The organism is Cryobacterium sp. TMT1-3 (genome assembly GCF_004402315.1).
GTDB classification, from domain to species: domain Bacteria; phylum Actinomycetota; class Actinomycetes; order Actinomycetales; family Microbacteriaceae; genus Cryobacterium; species Cryobacterium luteum.
In genome coordinates this window covers 1-14,668 of record NZ_SOFW01000034.1, presented here as the reverse complement: position 1 = coordinate 14,668, position 14,668 = coordinate 1, and the positions used below count along the sequence as shown (strand labels likewise).

The window sequence follows — 14,668 nt, the reverse complement described above, 5'->3', positions numbered from 1 at the left end:
GGCAGAGTCGGGGTCGGCCCGGCGGGATGGGCGAAGGGGCAGAGGTTCTGTTGAACCCCTGCCCCCTAGACCTGCCGCAATCAGTGGCGACGGTCTGGCTTCGTCACCTTGTCGGTCTTCTCCGAGGTGACAGTGACTGGCACGAAGCCCTCTAACACACCGGTGACCACGACCTGAACCCGCTTGTTCTGATCACGGTTGGTGAGATCGTACGTCGCTTCGTCGGCGCCGCGGATCACCTTTCCTTCACGCAGCCACTGGTACGACACCTGCTCGGGCTGGGGTGCCCAGCCGCTGATGTCTGCAGTGAGCGTCTCGCCGACCTTCGCGGATCCTGTCACCGCAATGCCGGTCGAGGCGAACTCCGCTGGCGCGTTGCCGAGGATCGCGTCGATCTGCACGTTGTCGATCGCCCACCACCAATTGTTCCCCGCCGTGTAGTGGAACTTCACCGTCGCCGACTTCGCACCCACAGGCACCGTCACGACCCCATCACGGTGACTGTTGATGTCATCCATCTCGGGTGAACCGTCACCCCAGGCCGCGAGGGTGACGTGATCTCCGTTGTCAAACTCGAGAAAGGCTTCAGCTGACTGACCGGCCTCGTGGCGGTAGCTGTTGTCCCATCGGACGCGCACTTCGGTGGCACCCTCGGGCAGCGTCAACGCCGGCGCGTTCAGCGTGGTGTCCATCACTCCCGCGCCTGCCGCGTCGTTCCACTCGTCACCGTCGGCGACCGCGATCACGCCGGTTCCCTTGGTGAAACTGTCGCGGCCCTGAATATCAGCCAGCCAGAAGTCCGGAGTCGCGAAGGTCCAGCCGCGAAGATCCTTCATGCCGTCTGCGCCCATGGCATCTGCATTGGTCACCGACCAGCCGTCCGGCCCCTCGTGGGTCCACCCCACGACATCTGGGTTGTGCTGAACGCCAGGCTTCAACGTCCCGGCAAGCGAGTCGAATGATTCGACAGCGATCTCGCTGGCGAGGTTCTGCCACTGCGCGTACAGCGTCACGGTCGAACGCGCCTCAGCAAGCGCACGCACGTCGACACCAGCACCGAAGCGCTCGCCAGTGCCATCAGGTTCAGTGCCCCAACCGATGAAGCGGTGGTAATCCCGCTCGAAGCCGTTCAAGGCCAGCGTCCCCGAGCCGTCTACCGGCAGCTCGCCCGACGCAGTCTCGCCGCCTGTCGCACCGTTGCCGTCGTAGACGATCCCGTAGTGGTCCGGCAGACCGAACACGCCGGTCACCGTGACGTCGCGCTCCGGCATCACGAAGGTGCTGCTGCCATCCACCTGGATCGTCCCGACCGGCACATCCAGACCGTCGACTCCGAGCTCCCAGGCCCACAATTCGTTGCCGTCGGCCGGCTCGCCACTGAGTGTCACCGTCGTACCGCCGATGGCGGCAGCCGGGTCAGCGGAGACGACCCCGTTGCCGCGCACCGTCGTTGTGACGGCGTGCGCGTCGACGGAACCCGAGGAGCCGGTAAAGACCGCCTCGATCGAGACGTGGCCGCTTGGCATCGTGAAGGCGCCTTCGACGATCTCGACGTCTCCCTCGATGACATCCCAGCCCAGGAAGATCTCGCCTTCCGCGGGCGTCGCCGTGAGAGTCACGGTGTCGCCGGGCATCGCGTCTGCGAGATCCGCGGAAGCGGTGCCCGCACCCGCCAGAGTGATCCCGACGTCGTAACCCTTCGTGCTGAAGGTCGTCGAGATGTAGTCGCCCTCCTTGCCCCAGGTATTGATCGGCGAAATGCGCGCCTCGTACTCGCGCCCCGGCGCCGTGTTCCACACAATGTGATTGAGTGTCTCCGGCATCGGCATGAAGTAGAAGCCTGACCACTGGGTGAACGTGTTCACGACCTGCTCGGTCGCGGTGTCGATCACCTGGTAGCGGTACTTGTGCACAATATCGCCCACCTCGTTCGGCGCGACGGCTGCCTGGTTGAACGTCACCATCGCCTCGGTCGGCTCAATCTCGGAGACCTCGACCGCCGAGCCCTCGGGCCACATTGGTGCCTCGGTCTTGTCAGCGCGAGCATCCCCGAGCGGGAAGCGCTCCTCAAACGGCAGGGCATCATCGATGCTTTCTGCGACGTCCCACGTCCAGACCTGGTCCTCCCACGCGTTCGCACGCAGGTCGTAGGTCTTGATCGTGACCACTGATCCTTCAACCTCGACGATCGCTGTCTCGCGGTTGTCTCCGCCGTCATCGGGCGTGCTGTCGTTGGTGACCTTGCTGTACGGGTCGGTGTTGACGACGCCTCGCTCGAACTCGTAGTACGCGAGCGGCGGTGCGTTCACGGTCGTGAATCCGCCCGCACCCTCTGCACCCTGCCAGATCGACGTTGAGATGTGGTTCGGCGTGTGGATGTGGCCACCCCACACCACTGCCTGCGGGTAGACCTCGAACAGGGAGTCGAAGTCATCACCACATCCGGTTGCGAGTCCTGAGCCGTACCATTCGTTCGACACATAGTGCGTGCAGCGCAGTGGCGCGTGCACGAGGACGAAGACCGGCTGCTCAGGATCCGCAGCGACGGCAGCGGCCAGGCGTGTCTCCAGCCAGTCAGCCGCGTAGGCGTAATCATTGCCGCTCCCGCTTGAGGGGAACATCGTGTCCTCGTTTAGTTGACCGGAACCAGGGCTGACCGAGATGAAGTGGTATCCGTTCATCACGTAGTCGGCGTTCGGCGCCTGTCCGAGAGTGGACTGGAACAGGTTGTAGCCGGAGAGGTTCGAGCCGACATCGTGGTTGCCGAGGGAAGCGATGACGGGCAGGTCGCCCTGGCTGCGGTCGAGCGTGTCGCGCAATCCTTGATACTCCGCTGCGGTCGCGTTGTTGGTGAGGTCGCCGACGAAGAGCGATGCGTCGACGTTCTGTTCATGCCAGAAGTCGAAGGCCATGTCCAGCTCTGACCAGCTGTTGTGGATGTCACCGATGGAGGCGAACGAGATCGAGCCCGGGGTGTCGCTGGGTAGTTCGATCACGGTATCGGTCGCCTGGGGCGCAAGCGGCGCTGGCGAGTCGACCGTGAACTCGTACGTCTCCTGCGCCAGGTTGTCGGCCGAATCCATCGCGGCGTACGTCACGACGTATGTTCCTGCCACCTCGGGCGTCAGAGGAAAGCCGCCGTCCGTGTTCTCATACAGGCGCACGTCGACGCCGTCGGGGCCGGTCGCGGTCACGACGAGCGAGATGTCCTCACCCGAGTCGTCTGTCACTGCCGCCGCCGGAAGCACGAGCTCTTCGTTCAGCTTCGTGGAGTTGGGGATCTCAACATCGGCCAGCGTCGGCGCCGTAGTGTCGGGCGCCGGCGCGTCAGGCGCGGCGGCTTCAGTTGTGGGTGTCGGGGTGGGCACCTGGGGATCCGCAGCAGCCTGCGCGGGCAGCGCGGTCAGGGATCCGATCAGGGCGGATGCCGCAGTGATCGCCAGCACGCGGCCGGCCCAGGTACCCGCCCTGGATGAACGGAAGTGTCGTGACACGATGATCTCCAAAAAAATCGATGGATTAGGGGTCGGCCTCAGGCCACCACCGCGAAGTTGCCATCACATGAACAGCTGCTGACGCTTGCTCCCCTGGAACGCGGAATCACCCGTATCCTCCAGCCCACTGTGCACAATGGGCGCGTCATCGTTGGTCGACTGTCATTTCGAACGCGAACTCGCCTGGCAGATACCGGTCCTCCCCGAACTCCACCACGCGACCATCTCGGGCGAACGTCGAGCGCTCGATGGCGAGCAGCGGACTCGACCGCCGCACGCCGAGCATCCTCGCATCGTGGCTCGAAGCGGGCACGGCCGAAATCCGATGCGTCCCACGCACGGCCTGAATTCCAGCGGCTTCGAGCACGCGCGTCGTAGAGGCAACATCATGCGGCATGGCCGCAATGACGGGCATCACCCAGGGCGCCCAAGTCGAGCGCTCGATCATCACCACGCGCCCGTCGAGCAGGCGCAACCGTGTGAAGCGCAGCAGCTGCGCACCGAGCGCCACACGCAATAGCCGTGCTTCGCGCACCGTGGCATGCACCCGCTCGCATTCGATAATCCGTCCACCGGGGCGGATGCCACGGCTCTCGGCCCATTGCGAGAACGAACGCAACCGGTCAAACCCCTGCACCTGGTCGACCAGACTCACGAACCAGCCGGCGTTACGGTGCGATTCGATCAATCCGCGTCGCGCCACGGCGGCCAGCGCCGTGCGGATAGTCGCACGCGATGTCTTGTACTCGTCGGCAAGCGCATGCTCGCTCGGCAGTCGTGCACCGGTGACGAACTCTCCATCGAGGATGCGCCGGCGGAGGTCATCGCCGATATCACGCGCCGACGACCTCGCGAGCACGTTATCCGCCGGCGAGGACACGTTCGACGAACCAGTACAGTCCCACGACCGCCACCACGGTGCACACTGCGATCCCCACCCAGAGTCCGACCGCGGGAATGCGCTTGCGCAGCAGCACCAACAGTGGGAAGAGAACGACGATGATGGCGATCTGCACGACCTCGATGCCGACGTTGAACACCAGCAGAGCTCCCAGCAACCCCCACGAAAGCGGCTCATCGATCCCGAGTGCACCAGCAAATCCGACGCCGTGGATGAGGCCGAACGCGAACACCACCGCCACTCGCAGCCAGTCCGCGCTGGTCATCCCCAGCGCCCGTCTGCGTGCCGGCTCGTCGGTCTCCACGACCGCCGCTCGCTCGAGCACCGCGCCAGCCCCCGTGCGAGGAACGTCACCCGGCGTGGAGCGGGGCATCGCCGCTGCGGGCACCCCTCGCGCTGCAGGCCAAGCATCCGTGCGCCCGCGGCGCCAAACTCCCCACAGATACCAGATCGCGACCACCGCGATCGACAGGGCGATTATCGGCTCGACGATGAATGCAGGCACGCTGACGATGCCGAGTGCGGCAAAGATGAAGGTGACTGAGTGCGCGACCGTGAACGCCGTCGCGGCGAGCAGGATGTCACGCAGTCGGCGCGAACCGACGATGAGCGCCAACAGGAACAGAAAGTGGTCAAGTCCGAACAGAAGGTGCTCGCCGCCGAGCACGAAGAACTCCCACATGCGAGAGCCCCAGTCCTGGTTCGTCGTCATCGTCGAGTTCGTGTCGGTGTCGAGATTCGCGACGCCCGATCCAGAGCGCAGGTCGTAGCTGACGACCGTCGTGGTCTTTCCCCCTGGCTCGGTTCCGGGGAACAGCTCGGTGGAGATGCGGTAGACCGGGGACTGCACACCCACGAGAGCTCGACAGTCGGAGTCCACCACGATGCGCGCGTGCGGCACGTTCTCGATCAGGACGATCTCGTACGGCGCAGCGAGGGTGTTCGTGCATGCGTCAGTCGGCGGCTCGCCATGGCCGACCTCGGGTGCAACCGACCACCGCGAAAGCACATAACCGCTGACGGTGTCGCTGTACTGCTCGAGAATGCGGGGGGTGAGCTTGCCCGGGTCTTGACCGGATGACTGCACATCTGCGTACGCATCGCGCTCGAAGGCCGCATCACCCATAGCTTCAGCGCCATCGACGGCCAGCAGCACGTACTCCAGGTCCAGCACCGTGCGCACAAGTCCGGGCTCGGGTTCGGTCACCTCCACAAACACGGTCGCCGCATAGTTATGAGCCATGGCCGGTGCCGCCGGAATCAGCACTGCCAGCGCGACGAGAACGACGACAAGAACACGGCGAAGCATTGTGGTTCCTGTTTCTCGCATGCTCGGCAGAATACGAAGCACGAATGAACCCACAGCACACGGACGATGACGAGGAGATGAAGCGAACGTGCAGTGGATCTCTCAGAGCGAGGGAACGCCGAAGGCGTGGGCGCTTTTGGTGGGCGCGGCGGCAGCCGACGAGAGGAACGTCAGGACCTCGGCGGCGCGGGCAGGGTCGGCAGATGCCGTCGCCACAGCGCCCGCGAATATTGTGTCGATCGCAGAGTCATCCGGCATGACGCCGAGGATGCGGACGCCGGGGTGTCCGACGAACTCGCTGAGCTGCTGGAAGCCGAGGAAGACAACGTCCGCGTAGAAAGCGAACGGAACAACACCAATAGCGCTATCCGAGAGCTCCAGGACCAACACGAGCTGGCGCACGCACAAGATACGTCCGGGAAAACAAGAACTCCCCGCTCGAGAGCGGGGAGTTCAAAATTCTATCAATTCTAAAGCCAGTTCATTTGGCCTTAGTTTGAGTAACGTTCATCTGGCTGGGGTACCTGGACTCGAACCAAGAACAAATGATAGGAGTCGGGGTAGTGGTGCGCACCTGCAGATGGGGCAGACTTCCGCGTAATTCCGCGGTTCTCATAGGGTTTAGTGTACGCGCTGTACGGCGGGATACGGCCTGAATCTGGCCACATTTAGGGGTTCATGGTGCGTTTCTGGTCACGGCAATACCAATACGTAGCCGGGTGCAAGCTGGCGTCGGCCTCGCCAGCGATGTCGAACGCGTCCCCTCCGATACCCGGGAATGGAACCCGGAACCTGTGGGTTATGACCCCACGCCGCTGCCCACTTTCGGGCGGTCATCCTTCAAAAAAGGCCGAGTCAGGAATATCAGGTTAACTCGCTCAAGGTGATCGTTCGACCTACCTAGACCCGTTTGGGACGCGGTCGCGCCGAGTTTTCGCCGAGTGGACAAATCGGGCTAGACGCACGAATCGACCGACTACCTCGAACCGCGGGCTCCGGAGCAACGCGCGAGGCAAATAAAACACCGAAGCAGATGGGCAGGAAAGTTTCGGGCCTGCAACACTGCCGTCAAACTAACCACACCCTTCGGCCGGACTCAGACATGAGCGCCGCCCTCGGTCCTACTGAAAATACGGGTCAAACTCCGCGCCGTCGCGTCGTCCCCCGAACATTGATATCAATGCAAAGGAGACCCGGTTCGGGATGGTGTCTTCTATGTAGCGCGGCAGCATTAGGTTCCCTTCAGATGCCCGGAACGCTGCTTCCTTGGCGAGTCTTTTTGCAACCCGATCCGTCAAAGTGAGAAACCTCCATTGAACGATCTCGCGCACATCGAAGTCCCAGGGGACTCTCGAACCGGTACTCGTCTCAATTGTGGTGCCCCATCGATTAGGTCTACGCCCGACTGGTCCGAGCGTGTGGTACCCGAGTAGGCAGTCGAGGAAGGTCTTGTCTTCCAGAAGTTCCGAATCGTCAGGAAGGATGACAGACTCGAAATCGATGCTAGCTCGAATAGTCACGCCGGGTTCCCATGGGATCAAAGCAGATTCCACGACATCAGCATTCGTGTTGTTTTCTGAATAGATCTGGCCGGAGGGCGCGACTAGGTATTTTCCTGACGTTCGCCCCCATGGAAAGTGGGCTTCCCGCACGGTGAATGTCGCTGCCTCATCGCTGTCCCGAATGTGGACCTCGACACGGTCGCCGCCGAAGATTTCTTCCTGCCACATCATGCTTACTCCTATGCTGTGCCGCCGCTCAAGTTGGATGTGTTCTCACAGGGCAATCCCGAGTTTCCAATCGAAATGGCAACATCGATGTATCGAACTCGTAGGCTGATGGATGCGTGCCTATCGCGACCGAAGCCGTATAAGTCTTTGTCGGATGTCTGACTCAAATTCGCTGTGGGCACCTTCTTCAAGAACGTCTAATGCGAGTTCGTAATTAGCAACGACGTAGTCGAGGAAGCGTGTGTCGCCCCGGCTCGTTGCTAGTTCAGCGGCGCGACCGGCCCAGTAGCGAGCCCGCACTGCGTTGTCCATATCCCCCCTCTGGAGAAAAGCTTGAGCTGTCTCACCAAGTCGCGCCACAAAGAGTTCGGGCTCGCTCAGGGACTCGTTTATGGCGCGTTCAAATCCATCGAGCTCAAGTTGAGTTCCAAATTTCGTGTTCCCACGCCCAAGCGTTACGACTAAATGTTTGAGCACGCCCTCATACCAATCAGCTCGAGCGGAGGCTCCCGCTGAGCGCTGCCGTTTCACGAACCAATGGAGGGTGTCAATTGCGTGATCCATCAGGGTTTCAGGAGGCGTTCCAACTCCGCCGAGGATTTGTTGAGCAGGAATACTGCCCGGGTCTTTGTCATCCATAGCCAGAACGAACTGGTGATCTTTTACATATATGAATATCTGGTAATAGGCGCCCGTACTGAGTATCAGAAGCGGCGACGGCTTTGCATCCACGAATGAATACGTAAGCGACTTTGAATGCGATGCGTACCACGCCACGAGTTGCCGCATCGAAATCGAATCCCTGAAGCCCATCTGAAACTCTCCCACTCGGTGGATGTGAGCCTTCTATTTGGAAGTGACCCTACTACTTTCCACGTGAAGCACCACTCGATAGTTCTAAAATTCAGGGCCTGTCCACGCCCAGAGCCCTCGAACTGCGACCATATGCACGACCGTGGATCAGCGCGTCGCTGTCGGCCCGCACATCCACTCTGAGCGCTGCCGCGTGAATTGCATTTTGCACATCCGCACTCGCGAGTCGGTTCATGGGCAAATGATGAATCACTTCCGGCATCGCAAGGTGCACGATCAGCGACTCGACTGCAACACGTGGTTTCGCACGCTGGGTTCGGGCCAAATTCTCCATGGCTGCGACTTCGATGAATCGGCAGAAGTGGCGGTGGGCGTGTGCGACGAGCGCCTTCACAAGTCCGTCGAACTGACGCTGCCGTTCCTCGCACCGGACTTCGGCCTTCGTGCTTCGCACGGCCGCGGCCACGTCGCGGCCGGTCAGGAGGTCGACCCGGCGCATCCGCTCTGCGACGATCTCGACGGCTCTGGCGTAGACGATGGTCTCATCTGGCACCGGCGAGAGGCCCATGCGCGCCCTGGTCTCCTCATAGGCCTCGGCGAACTCGCGCATCCGGGCGCTGTTCTTGAGCATGTGTTCGGTGAGCGATTCGGCGAACACGGTGAACTGCCGCAGATGCTCGGGCCGCGACGGGTCATTGAAGTAGGCGTCGGCCTCACGCTCGTTGGCACGGCGCTCTGCCGCGGTCGCCACGTGGATATGTTTCGGTGGCAGGCCGGCCCGACTCAGGCTGCGCTTCAGACGCCGCGCAGCCGCGTTGGCCTCCAGCTCGGACTGGTAGACCTCCGGATCGCTGCGACGATTGCGCTGCAGCTCGGCTCGGCGCTCCTTGTTTCGCTCGGCCCACTGCAGCGTGATCTGCTTCGTGCGCTCCGGGTCCGCATCCCGCCTGGCCACGGCCCGGGCGTTCACCTCGTCGCGATGGGCCGCGTAGTAGCGGTTGTAATACTCGCGCACCTTCTCGCGATTCTCCGTCACCCACCGCTGCTGATACTCACGCCTGCGCTCCGGATGCTCCTCCCGCCACCGCTTCGCCCGCTCCCTCCCCCGTGCCCGCAGCTCCGCCTCGCGGTGCCGGCGAGCCGCGGCCCGACGCATCGAATCACGATTGAGCTCACGGGCCCGGTCGAGATGTTCCGACCGCCAGAGACGATTCAACTCACGGATCCGGTCACGGTTCGCCGCCACATACTGACGCCGCTTCTCCGCCTCATCATCACCAGACGGATGCTCCGTCAGCGCCTTCCGAGCCGCGCCGCCTTCCTCAGATGGGTCGTTCATGATCGCTGCTACTCGGCAGGCGGCGGGGCCAGCTCGATGACCAGGGCAAGCAGGTCCGAGCGATGTGCGGTCGGATTTGTGATCACTCGCCCGATCGCGACACGGAGCCGTTTGGCGTCCTCGTCCGCGATCCCGGCCACGGGCTCTAGGCAATACGCGATGTCGTTCCGCAGGTTGGGGCCGTCATCGTCGACGGCGACCTCCGGATAGTAGAACAGCGAGGCCAGCGCGGTGCGACTGAGTAGGTCGTCGAACTGCTCCTGCGGGATCGTCATAGTGAAGCCTCCTGTCGGCGGACCTATGTGTGAGCCAATCATGCCGCTATCAAGAGGTACACCGGCCTAGACGCGCCGTTAGCCGTGCCTCGAAACAGGTATGGGATCGTCGAAGTGCTCGACGTCGTCGGCGAGCTGCGTCCAGGTCATGCGACGGCGTGCCACGGCTTCACGAACGCGTACCGCCATCAACTTCAGCAGGCTGATCGGCCCGATCAGAAGAACCTCAAGGTATTCCATAGACGCAGAATCACGAGCAGGTTCAGCCAACCAGGCCCGCCTGCATCGATCTGCGCTCGGCAATATAGAGCAGCAAACGCATACGGAACCGCGAGCAGCATAGCCGGCACGCCCCACTTCAGCCCGCGCCGCGTAGTGATCGCATCGATCACGATGGCGGTCGGCATGAACCGCCGGCACTAACCCTGGCGTTGGGTGACGGCGACCAGGCGCGGTTCGCCGAACGGCCTCAAATGACTTTCCAGTCGCTTCCTGAGAGCCAAGCACCCTAAGTGGATTATCTTCAGCGCCAGGCTGCATCGTTCGGCGCGCACCTGATTGAGGAAGGGTCGAATAGGTGCTGCTGGCGAGTCGCTCTAGATTTGGCATGCCGACTACAGAGTTTGGAAATCAATGCCACAGGAGTTCAGTCCCAGAGTACGCAGACACTTCCGTGAGTTGGGAGTCAGTTTCGTCCTGAGAGAAATAGACGCCTTTTGGAGTGACGAGGGTTTCACCCGTGCTGGTCCTGTTACCGTCGAGCAAGGCGAACGCCGGACTCGGTGGGCTGAATACGAGATGTCAGTTGACTGGACAGATCCCGCTCACCTCGAGCGTGTAGCTCGGGTGTACGAGCAGGTGCTTCCAGAGGTGGGGTCGCCAGAATTGCAAGCAACGATGGTCATCCTTGCCCGCGACGGTTGGACAATGACCTCACTTCAACAGATCCGACCCTCCGAACCCGCACCGCGCTTGAATCACACCCCCGCAGCGGCCGTAGAAACGACACCTTTGATGGGTCGCCGGTATTTGTTGGACCTGAACCCTGTTGGTGAGGGAGGGTTCGGCGCTGTCTTCTTTGCCACAGATACTTTCGCCAGGTTTGGAGACCCTAAGCGAGTCGCTGTGAAGAAACTTCTCCCACAAGCGCTGTCGAATGCTGACGCTGCACGTCGGTTCCGTCGTGAGATCAAAATTATTTCTGGTCTAAGCCACCCCAACGTGCTGCCAATCCTCGATTCAGGTCAGGACGATGCCGACGGCGATTGGTATGCCATGCCAATTGCTGATGGTGGGAGCCTCAAGGACCTTGTGCCTGATGGAATTGGACTGGATACCGCTGAGGTCCTCGAAGTGCTTCGACAGGTGGCAGCGGGGATTCAACATTTGCACACCCGCGACACAATCCACAGGGACCTGACCCCGGGCAACGTCCTCCTCGTAGATGGAACGTGGATGGTCTCTGATTTCGGGCTTTCTGTGGCAGAGGAGTGGGCCACGGGCTTCCAGACAACGTCCGTTTTTGGGATGGGCACCGGGGGCTTCATTTCTCCCGAGCAGGCGACATCCTTCAAAGACGTGACGCACGTGACCGATATCTACTCATTGGGAAAACTGACGCAGTACATGACTACAGGCAACTGGCCTACATCTCCGGTTCTCGCCAACAATGCGCTTCATGGAATTATTCAACGGGCTACCCAGCATGATCCCGACGATCGACACCAGAACGTCGGAGACTTCCTCGCAGCTGTCGAGATTGAGCTGGGCAAACCGCCTGCGGGCCCTGAGACTCCTATGGATGTCGCTGAACGCTATATCAGAGGCCTGCGCGCAGGAGCCATCTCGCGGCCCGAAGCAAAAGAGATCATGGATTGGATGCGTCTCCTCGACCCGTCCGCTTCGCGGAACGCAGAGCATATTCTGAACGTTGGCTCCGCGTTCACTTGGGAAGCACTCAAGACCATGTGGGCGGTGGATCCCGGTGCGTTCGAGTACATCATCAGAGCATTCTGCAAAGTGGTGCTCGACGACGGCGATCTTGGGTTCGCCGGGGTAGATGCGCCCGCCCGCGTAATCTACTGGGCGGACAGCGTGGCGCAGAGCCCGAGTATTCGACAGATCGTCATCACGAGCCTCTGCCTCTTGGGTAGTTCCTACAACCGATGGATGGTGGCCGATCTCATCGATACCATCCTCAAGTCCACGAATGTCAAAACTTTGGACGAACCCACGCTATCTGGGTTCCGGGCCGCCGGTGACAGCGCGGCCGAGTGGGCACTGTCGGGTAAGGATTTCGAGAACTACAATCGTCGCCTCGGTGCGTGGCTCACGATGTTTACGCCCGCTGGGATGGAATTCCTCAAGTCCCAGCAGGCCACATAGAGGGCACTGCCACCACACCGACCTCTCACGGCCTCCTAATTCCTACGGGACAAGGCGCAAGGGCAGGTGGGCGTCCTCCTTGAGGGTGACACCTGTTCTGTGTTCGCTCAAGTCCCGTGCCAAGGTTGTTCCGCATGCGCCGCCCGATTAGGACGGTTATGTCAGCAGGTAGAATAGCTATTGCAGAATCTGCCGAATAGGGCTCCCCTCATGTCCTGTCTCATCTAAGTTAAGGCAGCCTCATTTTTTGATATCTATGCTGCTTGGCGCCAGGGATAGCTTGGACCGAGCCGCTCCGGCTTCATCGGGACCCCGCAGCATGAACACGTCAGGGTTTCGCGTCCGGAGCTGAGTGAATCGGCAAGTGGACGCCAACGCCGTAAACAAGATCTAAGTCGGGGACACTGACGCAAACGAGGCGACCGCCGACTCGAAATGATCGAACATGACGTGCCGTCGCGGCGCCTCTATATTCATGACTTCAAAAGCAGAACCACGTTTCTCGATGTAACCGAGCACCTTCTCGGGTGACCTTTCGTTGCAGCGGCGATCGCCCACCCGCCATTCATGATCGGACAGGCTTCGGACCTCGAGATCTCCCGTTGCGCACGGTTCATGACCCTGATTCGACATTGAATCTCCTTCGTGATGAGCAGCCCGGACCGGCGGTACCTCAACCAACTCCGATGCCGCTTGCATCTCCACCTAACATAGCCCCCACCCCTGACCGCATGCCATGGCCGCATGCCGTTGCCAGCACATGCAGCACCTACCAATCACCGTTATTGGGGACAGCGCTGCGCAAAGTCCGAACCGACTTCACGCAGACGGTGTTACCGGCGGTTCCGGTGTTGCCTGGCGAGTAATCCGAGCCGCTTTTGGCCCAGTTCTTGATCTATTCGGGCTCACACTCAATCGAATTTTTGGCGTTGCAGACCTGCCGAACACAGCATCTCGTAACCCTGCGGTTCGGAGCCTTGGCTTAAACGGAAAGATTTCTTCTGCAGGGTCGCCACAAGCTTGCGTTCATATCCGATGAACTCGCCGCACTCACCTCAGCCGGGGACGGAAGCGTAGCCTGGCTCATAGTCGCCGCCGTGGTCAACAGCGTCGCCAGCCTGCCCTCTTATCTACGCTGGCTGGCACCGATGTTCTCCCAAGCGTCCGCGCTTCCTTTTCCCAGCGACCTCATCACCTGTCGCCGCTGCAGCACGCAGGCAGCGCGACTGGACAGGTCGCTTAGCCTCGATCCACCGGTCCGCCTTGAGTGAGCGTGGTCGCTGAATTCTGAGCGGTGTTGTGGTGGTGGGCGCGGCGAAGTTGTCGGCCTTGCTGCCGATGGTGTTCCGTGATCTTCGGTGCCGTGTGGCTGGTGGTCAGGTGGGGACGGTCTGCGGCGGGCCGCAGGCCGCTGCGAATGCGGCTGTCCAGCCGGTTTCCCATGGCCAGCTGGCCGGCAGATGCAGACGAATTTTCCGGGCTGAGGTGGAGATTCGGGCGGGAATGTTGATGAGTTTGCGGCGGATGGTGCCGCTGCGCGCTTTGCCAAGATCGGCGCTGGCGAGTGAACCAACGGCGCGGGAGAGGTTGAACGCGATCGTGGCCAGCACGAGCCAGGCCGCGTTGGCCGTGAAGACACCGGAGGGCAGATGGGCCAACGCGCTGTCCTTGAGGTCGGCATTGATTTGCTCGATGATGGCATGCTGGCGATGGGTCTGATCGGCCGTGACGGTGTCCAGCGCGCTGGTCGTGAAGAACGCGTGAAAGCGGTGCGTGTCGAAGAGGGTCGGTTGTCCTTCGCTCGCTTTCTGGTTCAGTTCCGGGATCCGCCGTACGACCGGTCGGCCCTTGATGCGTTCGGATTTCTTGCGTGAACTGAACGCGGTGAAGGTCACTTCGGCGACCTCGGCAGACGAAATCCAGGCGCCAGTTTCCTCGTCTCGGATCGCGTCGGTGTAGTTAATCGTGGTCCACTGGTCGGCGGTGATCGTGGCGATCGCGCGCTTGACGGCGGGGTCCATCCGCGCGGTAATGGACACTTTCACCCCAGCACGGTGCGCGGCGGCGACGACAGCGTGGCCATAGAACGCGCTATCAGCGCGCAGCAGCATAACGCCGGTCGCCGCTGTACTGCGCAGGCGTTTCACTGTGGCGAGCACGTCGCCGACAAATTTGCCCGCGCCGCGGGGAGAGCCCGTCGATCCTTTCCGTAGCCGGGATCCGATGATGATCGGTGCGGCCTTCGGTGTTGAGACGATGCCGATCAAGGCGTTCAGGCCGCGCACTCCGGAGTAGCCGTAGCCGGATCCTTGCTTCTGGTAGTCGTGGACTTCCTTGATGGTGTCGTCGATATCGACTAGGGCATAGTCATCGATCCCGGCGACGATTGGCGTGTGGGTGGCCAGGTTGACCAGCCACCGCC

General features: G+C 61.6%; 12 protein-coding genes. 1 reads left to right on the top strand and 11 read right to left on the bottom strand.

Going from position 1 to position 14,668, the window contains the following annotated elements; genetic code table 11:
• Positions 1-80: 80 nt before the first annotated feature.
• The 9 genes from E3O25_RS10945 to E3O25_RS17920 all read right to left on the bottom strand — a co-directional run bounded on the left by E3O25_RS10945 (position 81) and on the right by E3O25_RS17920 (position 10,101).
• Positions 81-3,494 carry a metallophosphoesterase gene (locus E3O25_RS10945; RefSeq protein ID WP_134361145.1) on the bottom strand — a complete coding sequence of 1,138 codons (3,414 nt, stop codon included), beginning with the start codon at positions 3,492-3,494 and terminating at the stop codon, positions 81-83.
• Positions 3,495-3,639: 145 nt separating this feature from the next.
• The gene (locus tag E3O25_RS10940) at positions 3,640-4,374 is read right to left on the bottom strand and encodes a GntR family transcriptional regulator (RefSeq protein WP_092109091.1); all 735 of its coding nucleotides are present in this window, start codon (positions 4,372-4,374) and stop codon (positions 3,640-3,642) included.
• Entirely contained in the window at positions 4,355-5,704 is a 1,350-nt protein-coding gene (locus tag E3O25_RS10935) for a HupE/UreJ family protein (protein WP_092109094.1), read from the bottom strand. The genes E3O25_RS10940 and E3O25_RS10935 overlap by 20 nt, the downstream gene beginning before the upstream one ends.
• A 102-nt stretch (positions 5,705-5,806) precedes the next feature.
• Positions 5,807-6,106: a hypothetical protein gene (locus tag E3O25_RS10930; RefSeq protein ID WP_134361144.1), complete on the bottom strand. Its 300-nt coding sequence runs from the start codon at positions 6,104-6,106 to the stop codon at positions 5,807-5,809.
• Between the two features lie 719 nt (positions 6,107-6,825).
• Complete coding sequence (locus tag E3O25_RS10925) at positions 6,826-7,437, bottom strand: hypothetical protein (protein ID WP_092109100.1); 612 nt, start codon at positions 7,435-7,437, stop codon at positions 6,826-6,828.
• A 117-nt stretch (positions 7,438-7,554) separates the two neighbouring features.
• Positions 7,555-8,262 carry a hypothetical protein gene (locus E3O25_RS10920; protein WP_134361143.1) on the bottom strand — a complete coding sequence of 236 codons (708 nt, stop codon included), beginning with the start codon at positions 8,260-8,262 and terminating at the stop codon, positions 7,555-7,557.
• 76 nt (positions 8,263-8,338) lie between these two features.
• Positions 8,339-9,586, bottom strand: a complete 1,248-nt coding sequence (locus E3O25_RS10915; protein ID WP_134361142.1) for a hypothetical protein — start codon at positions 9,584-9,586, stop codon at positions 8,339-8,341.
• 8 nt (positions 9,587-9,594) lie between these two features.
• Positions 9,595-9,861: a hypothetical protein gene (locus E3O25_RS10910; protein ID WP_092109109.1), complete on the bottom strand. Its 267-nt coding sequence runs from the start codon at positions 9,859-9,861 to the stop codon at positions 9,595-9,597.
• A 78-nt stretch (positions 9,862-9,939) separates the two neighbouring features.
• On the bottom strand, positions 9,940-10,101 hold the full coding sequence (locus E3O25_RS17920; RefSeq protein WP_338419463.1) for a hypothetical protein: 162 nt from the start codon (positions 10,099-10,101) through the stop codon (positions 9,940-9,942).
• Positions 10,102-10,707: 606 nt separating this feature from the next.
• Here E3O25_RS17920 and E3O25_RS10900 point away from each other — a divergent pair.
• On the top strand, positions 10,708-12,246 hold the full coding sequence (locus E3O25_RS10900) for a serine/threonine-protein kinase (protein WP_166787801.1): 1,539 nt from the start codon (positions 10,708-10,710) through the stop codon (positions 12,244-12,246).
• Positions 12,247-12,636: 390 nt separating this feature from the next.
• Here E3O25_RS10900 and E3O25_RS10895 read toward each other — a convergent pair whose 3' ends face one another.
• Both E3O25_RS10895 and E3O25_RS10890 read right to left on the bottom strand, forming a co-directional pair.
• The gene (locus E3O25_RS10895; RefSeq protein WP_134361141.1) at positions 12,637-12,879 is read right to left on the bottom strand and encodes a hypothetical protein; all 243 of its coding nucleotides are present in this window, start codon (positions 12,877-12,879) and stop codon (positions 12,637-12,639) included.
• Between the two features lie 743 nt (positions 12,880-13,622).
• Positions 13,623-14,668: IS1380 family transposase (locus tag E3O25_RS10890; RefSeq protein ID WP_134361140.1), on the bottom strand; the 1,046-nt coding region annotated here is incomplete at its 5' end.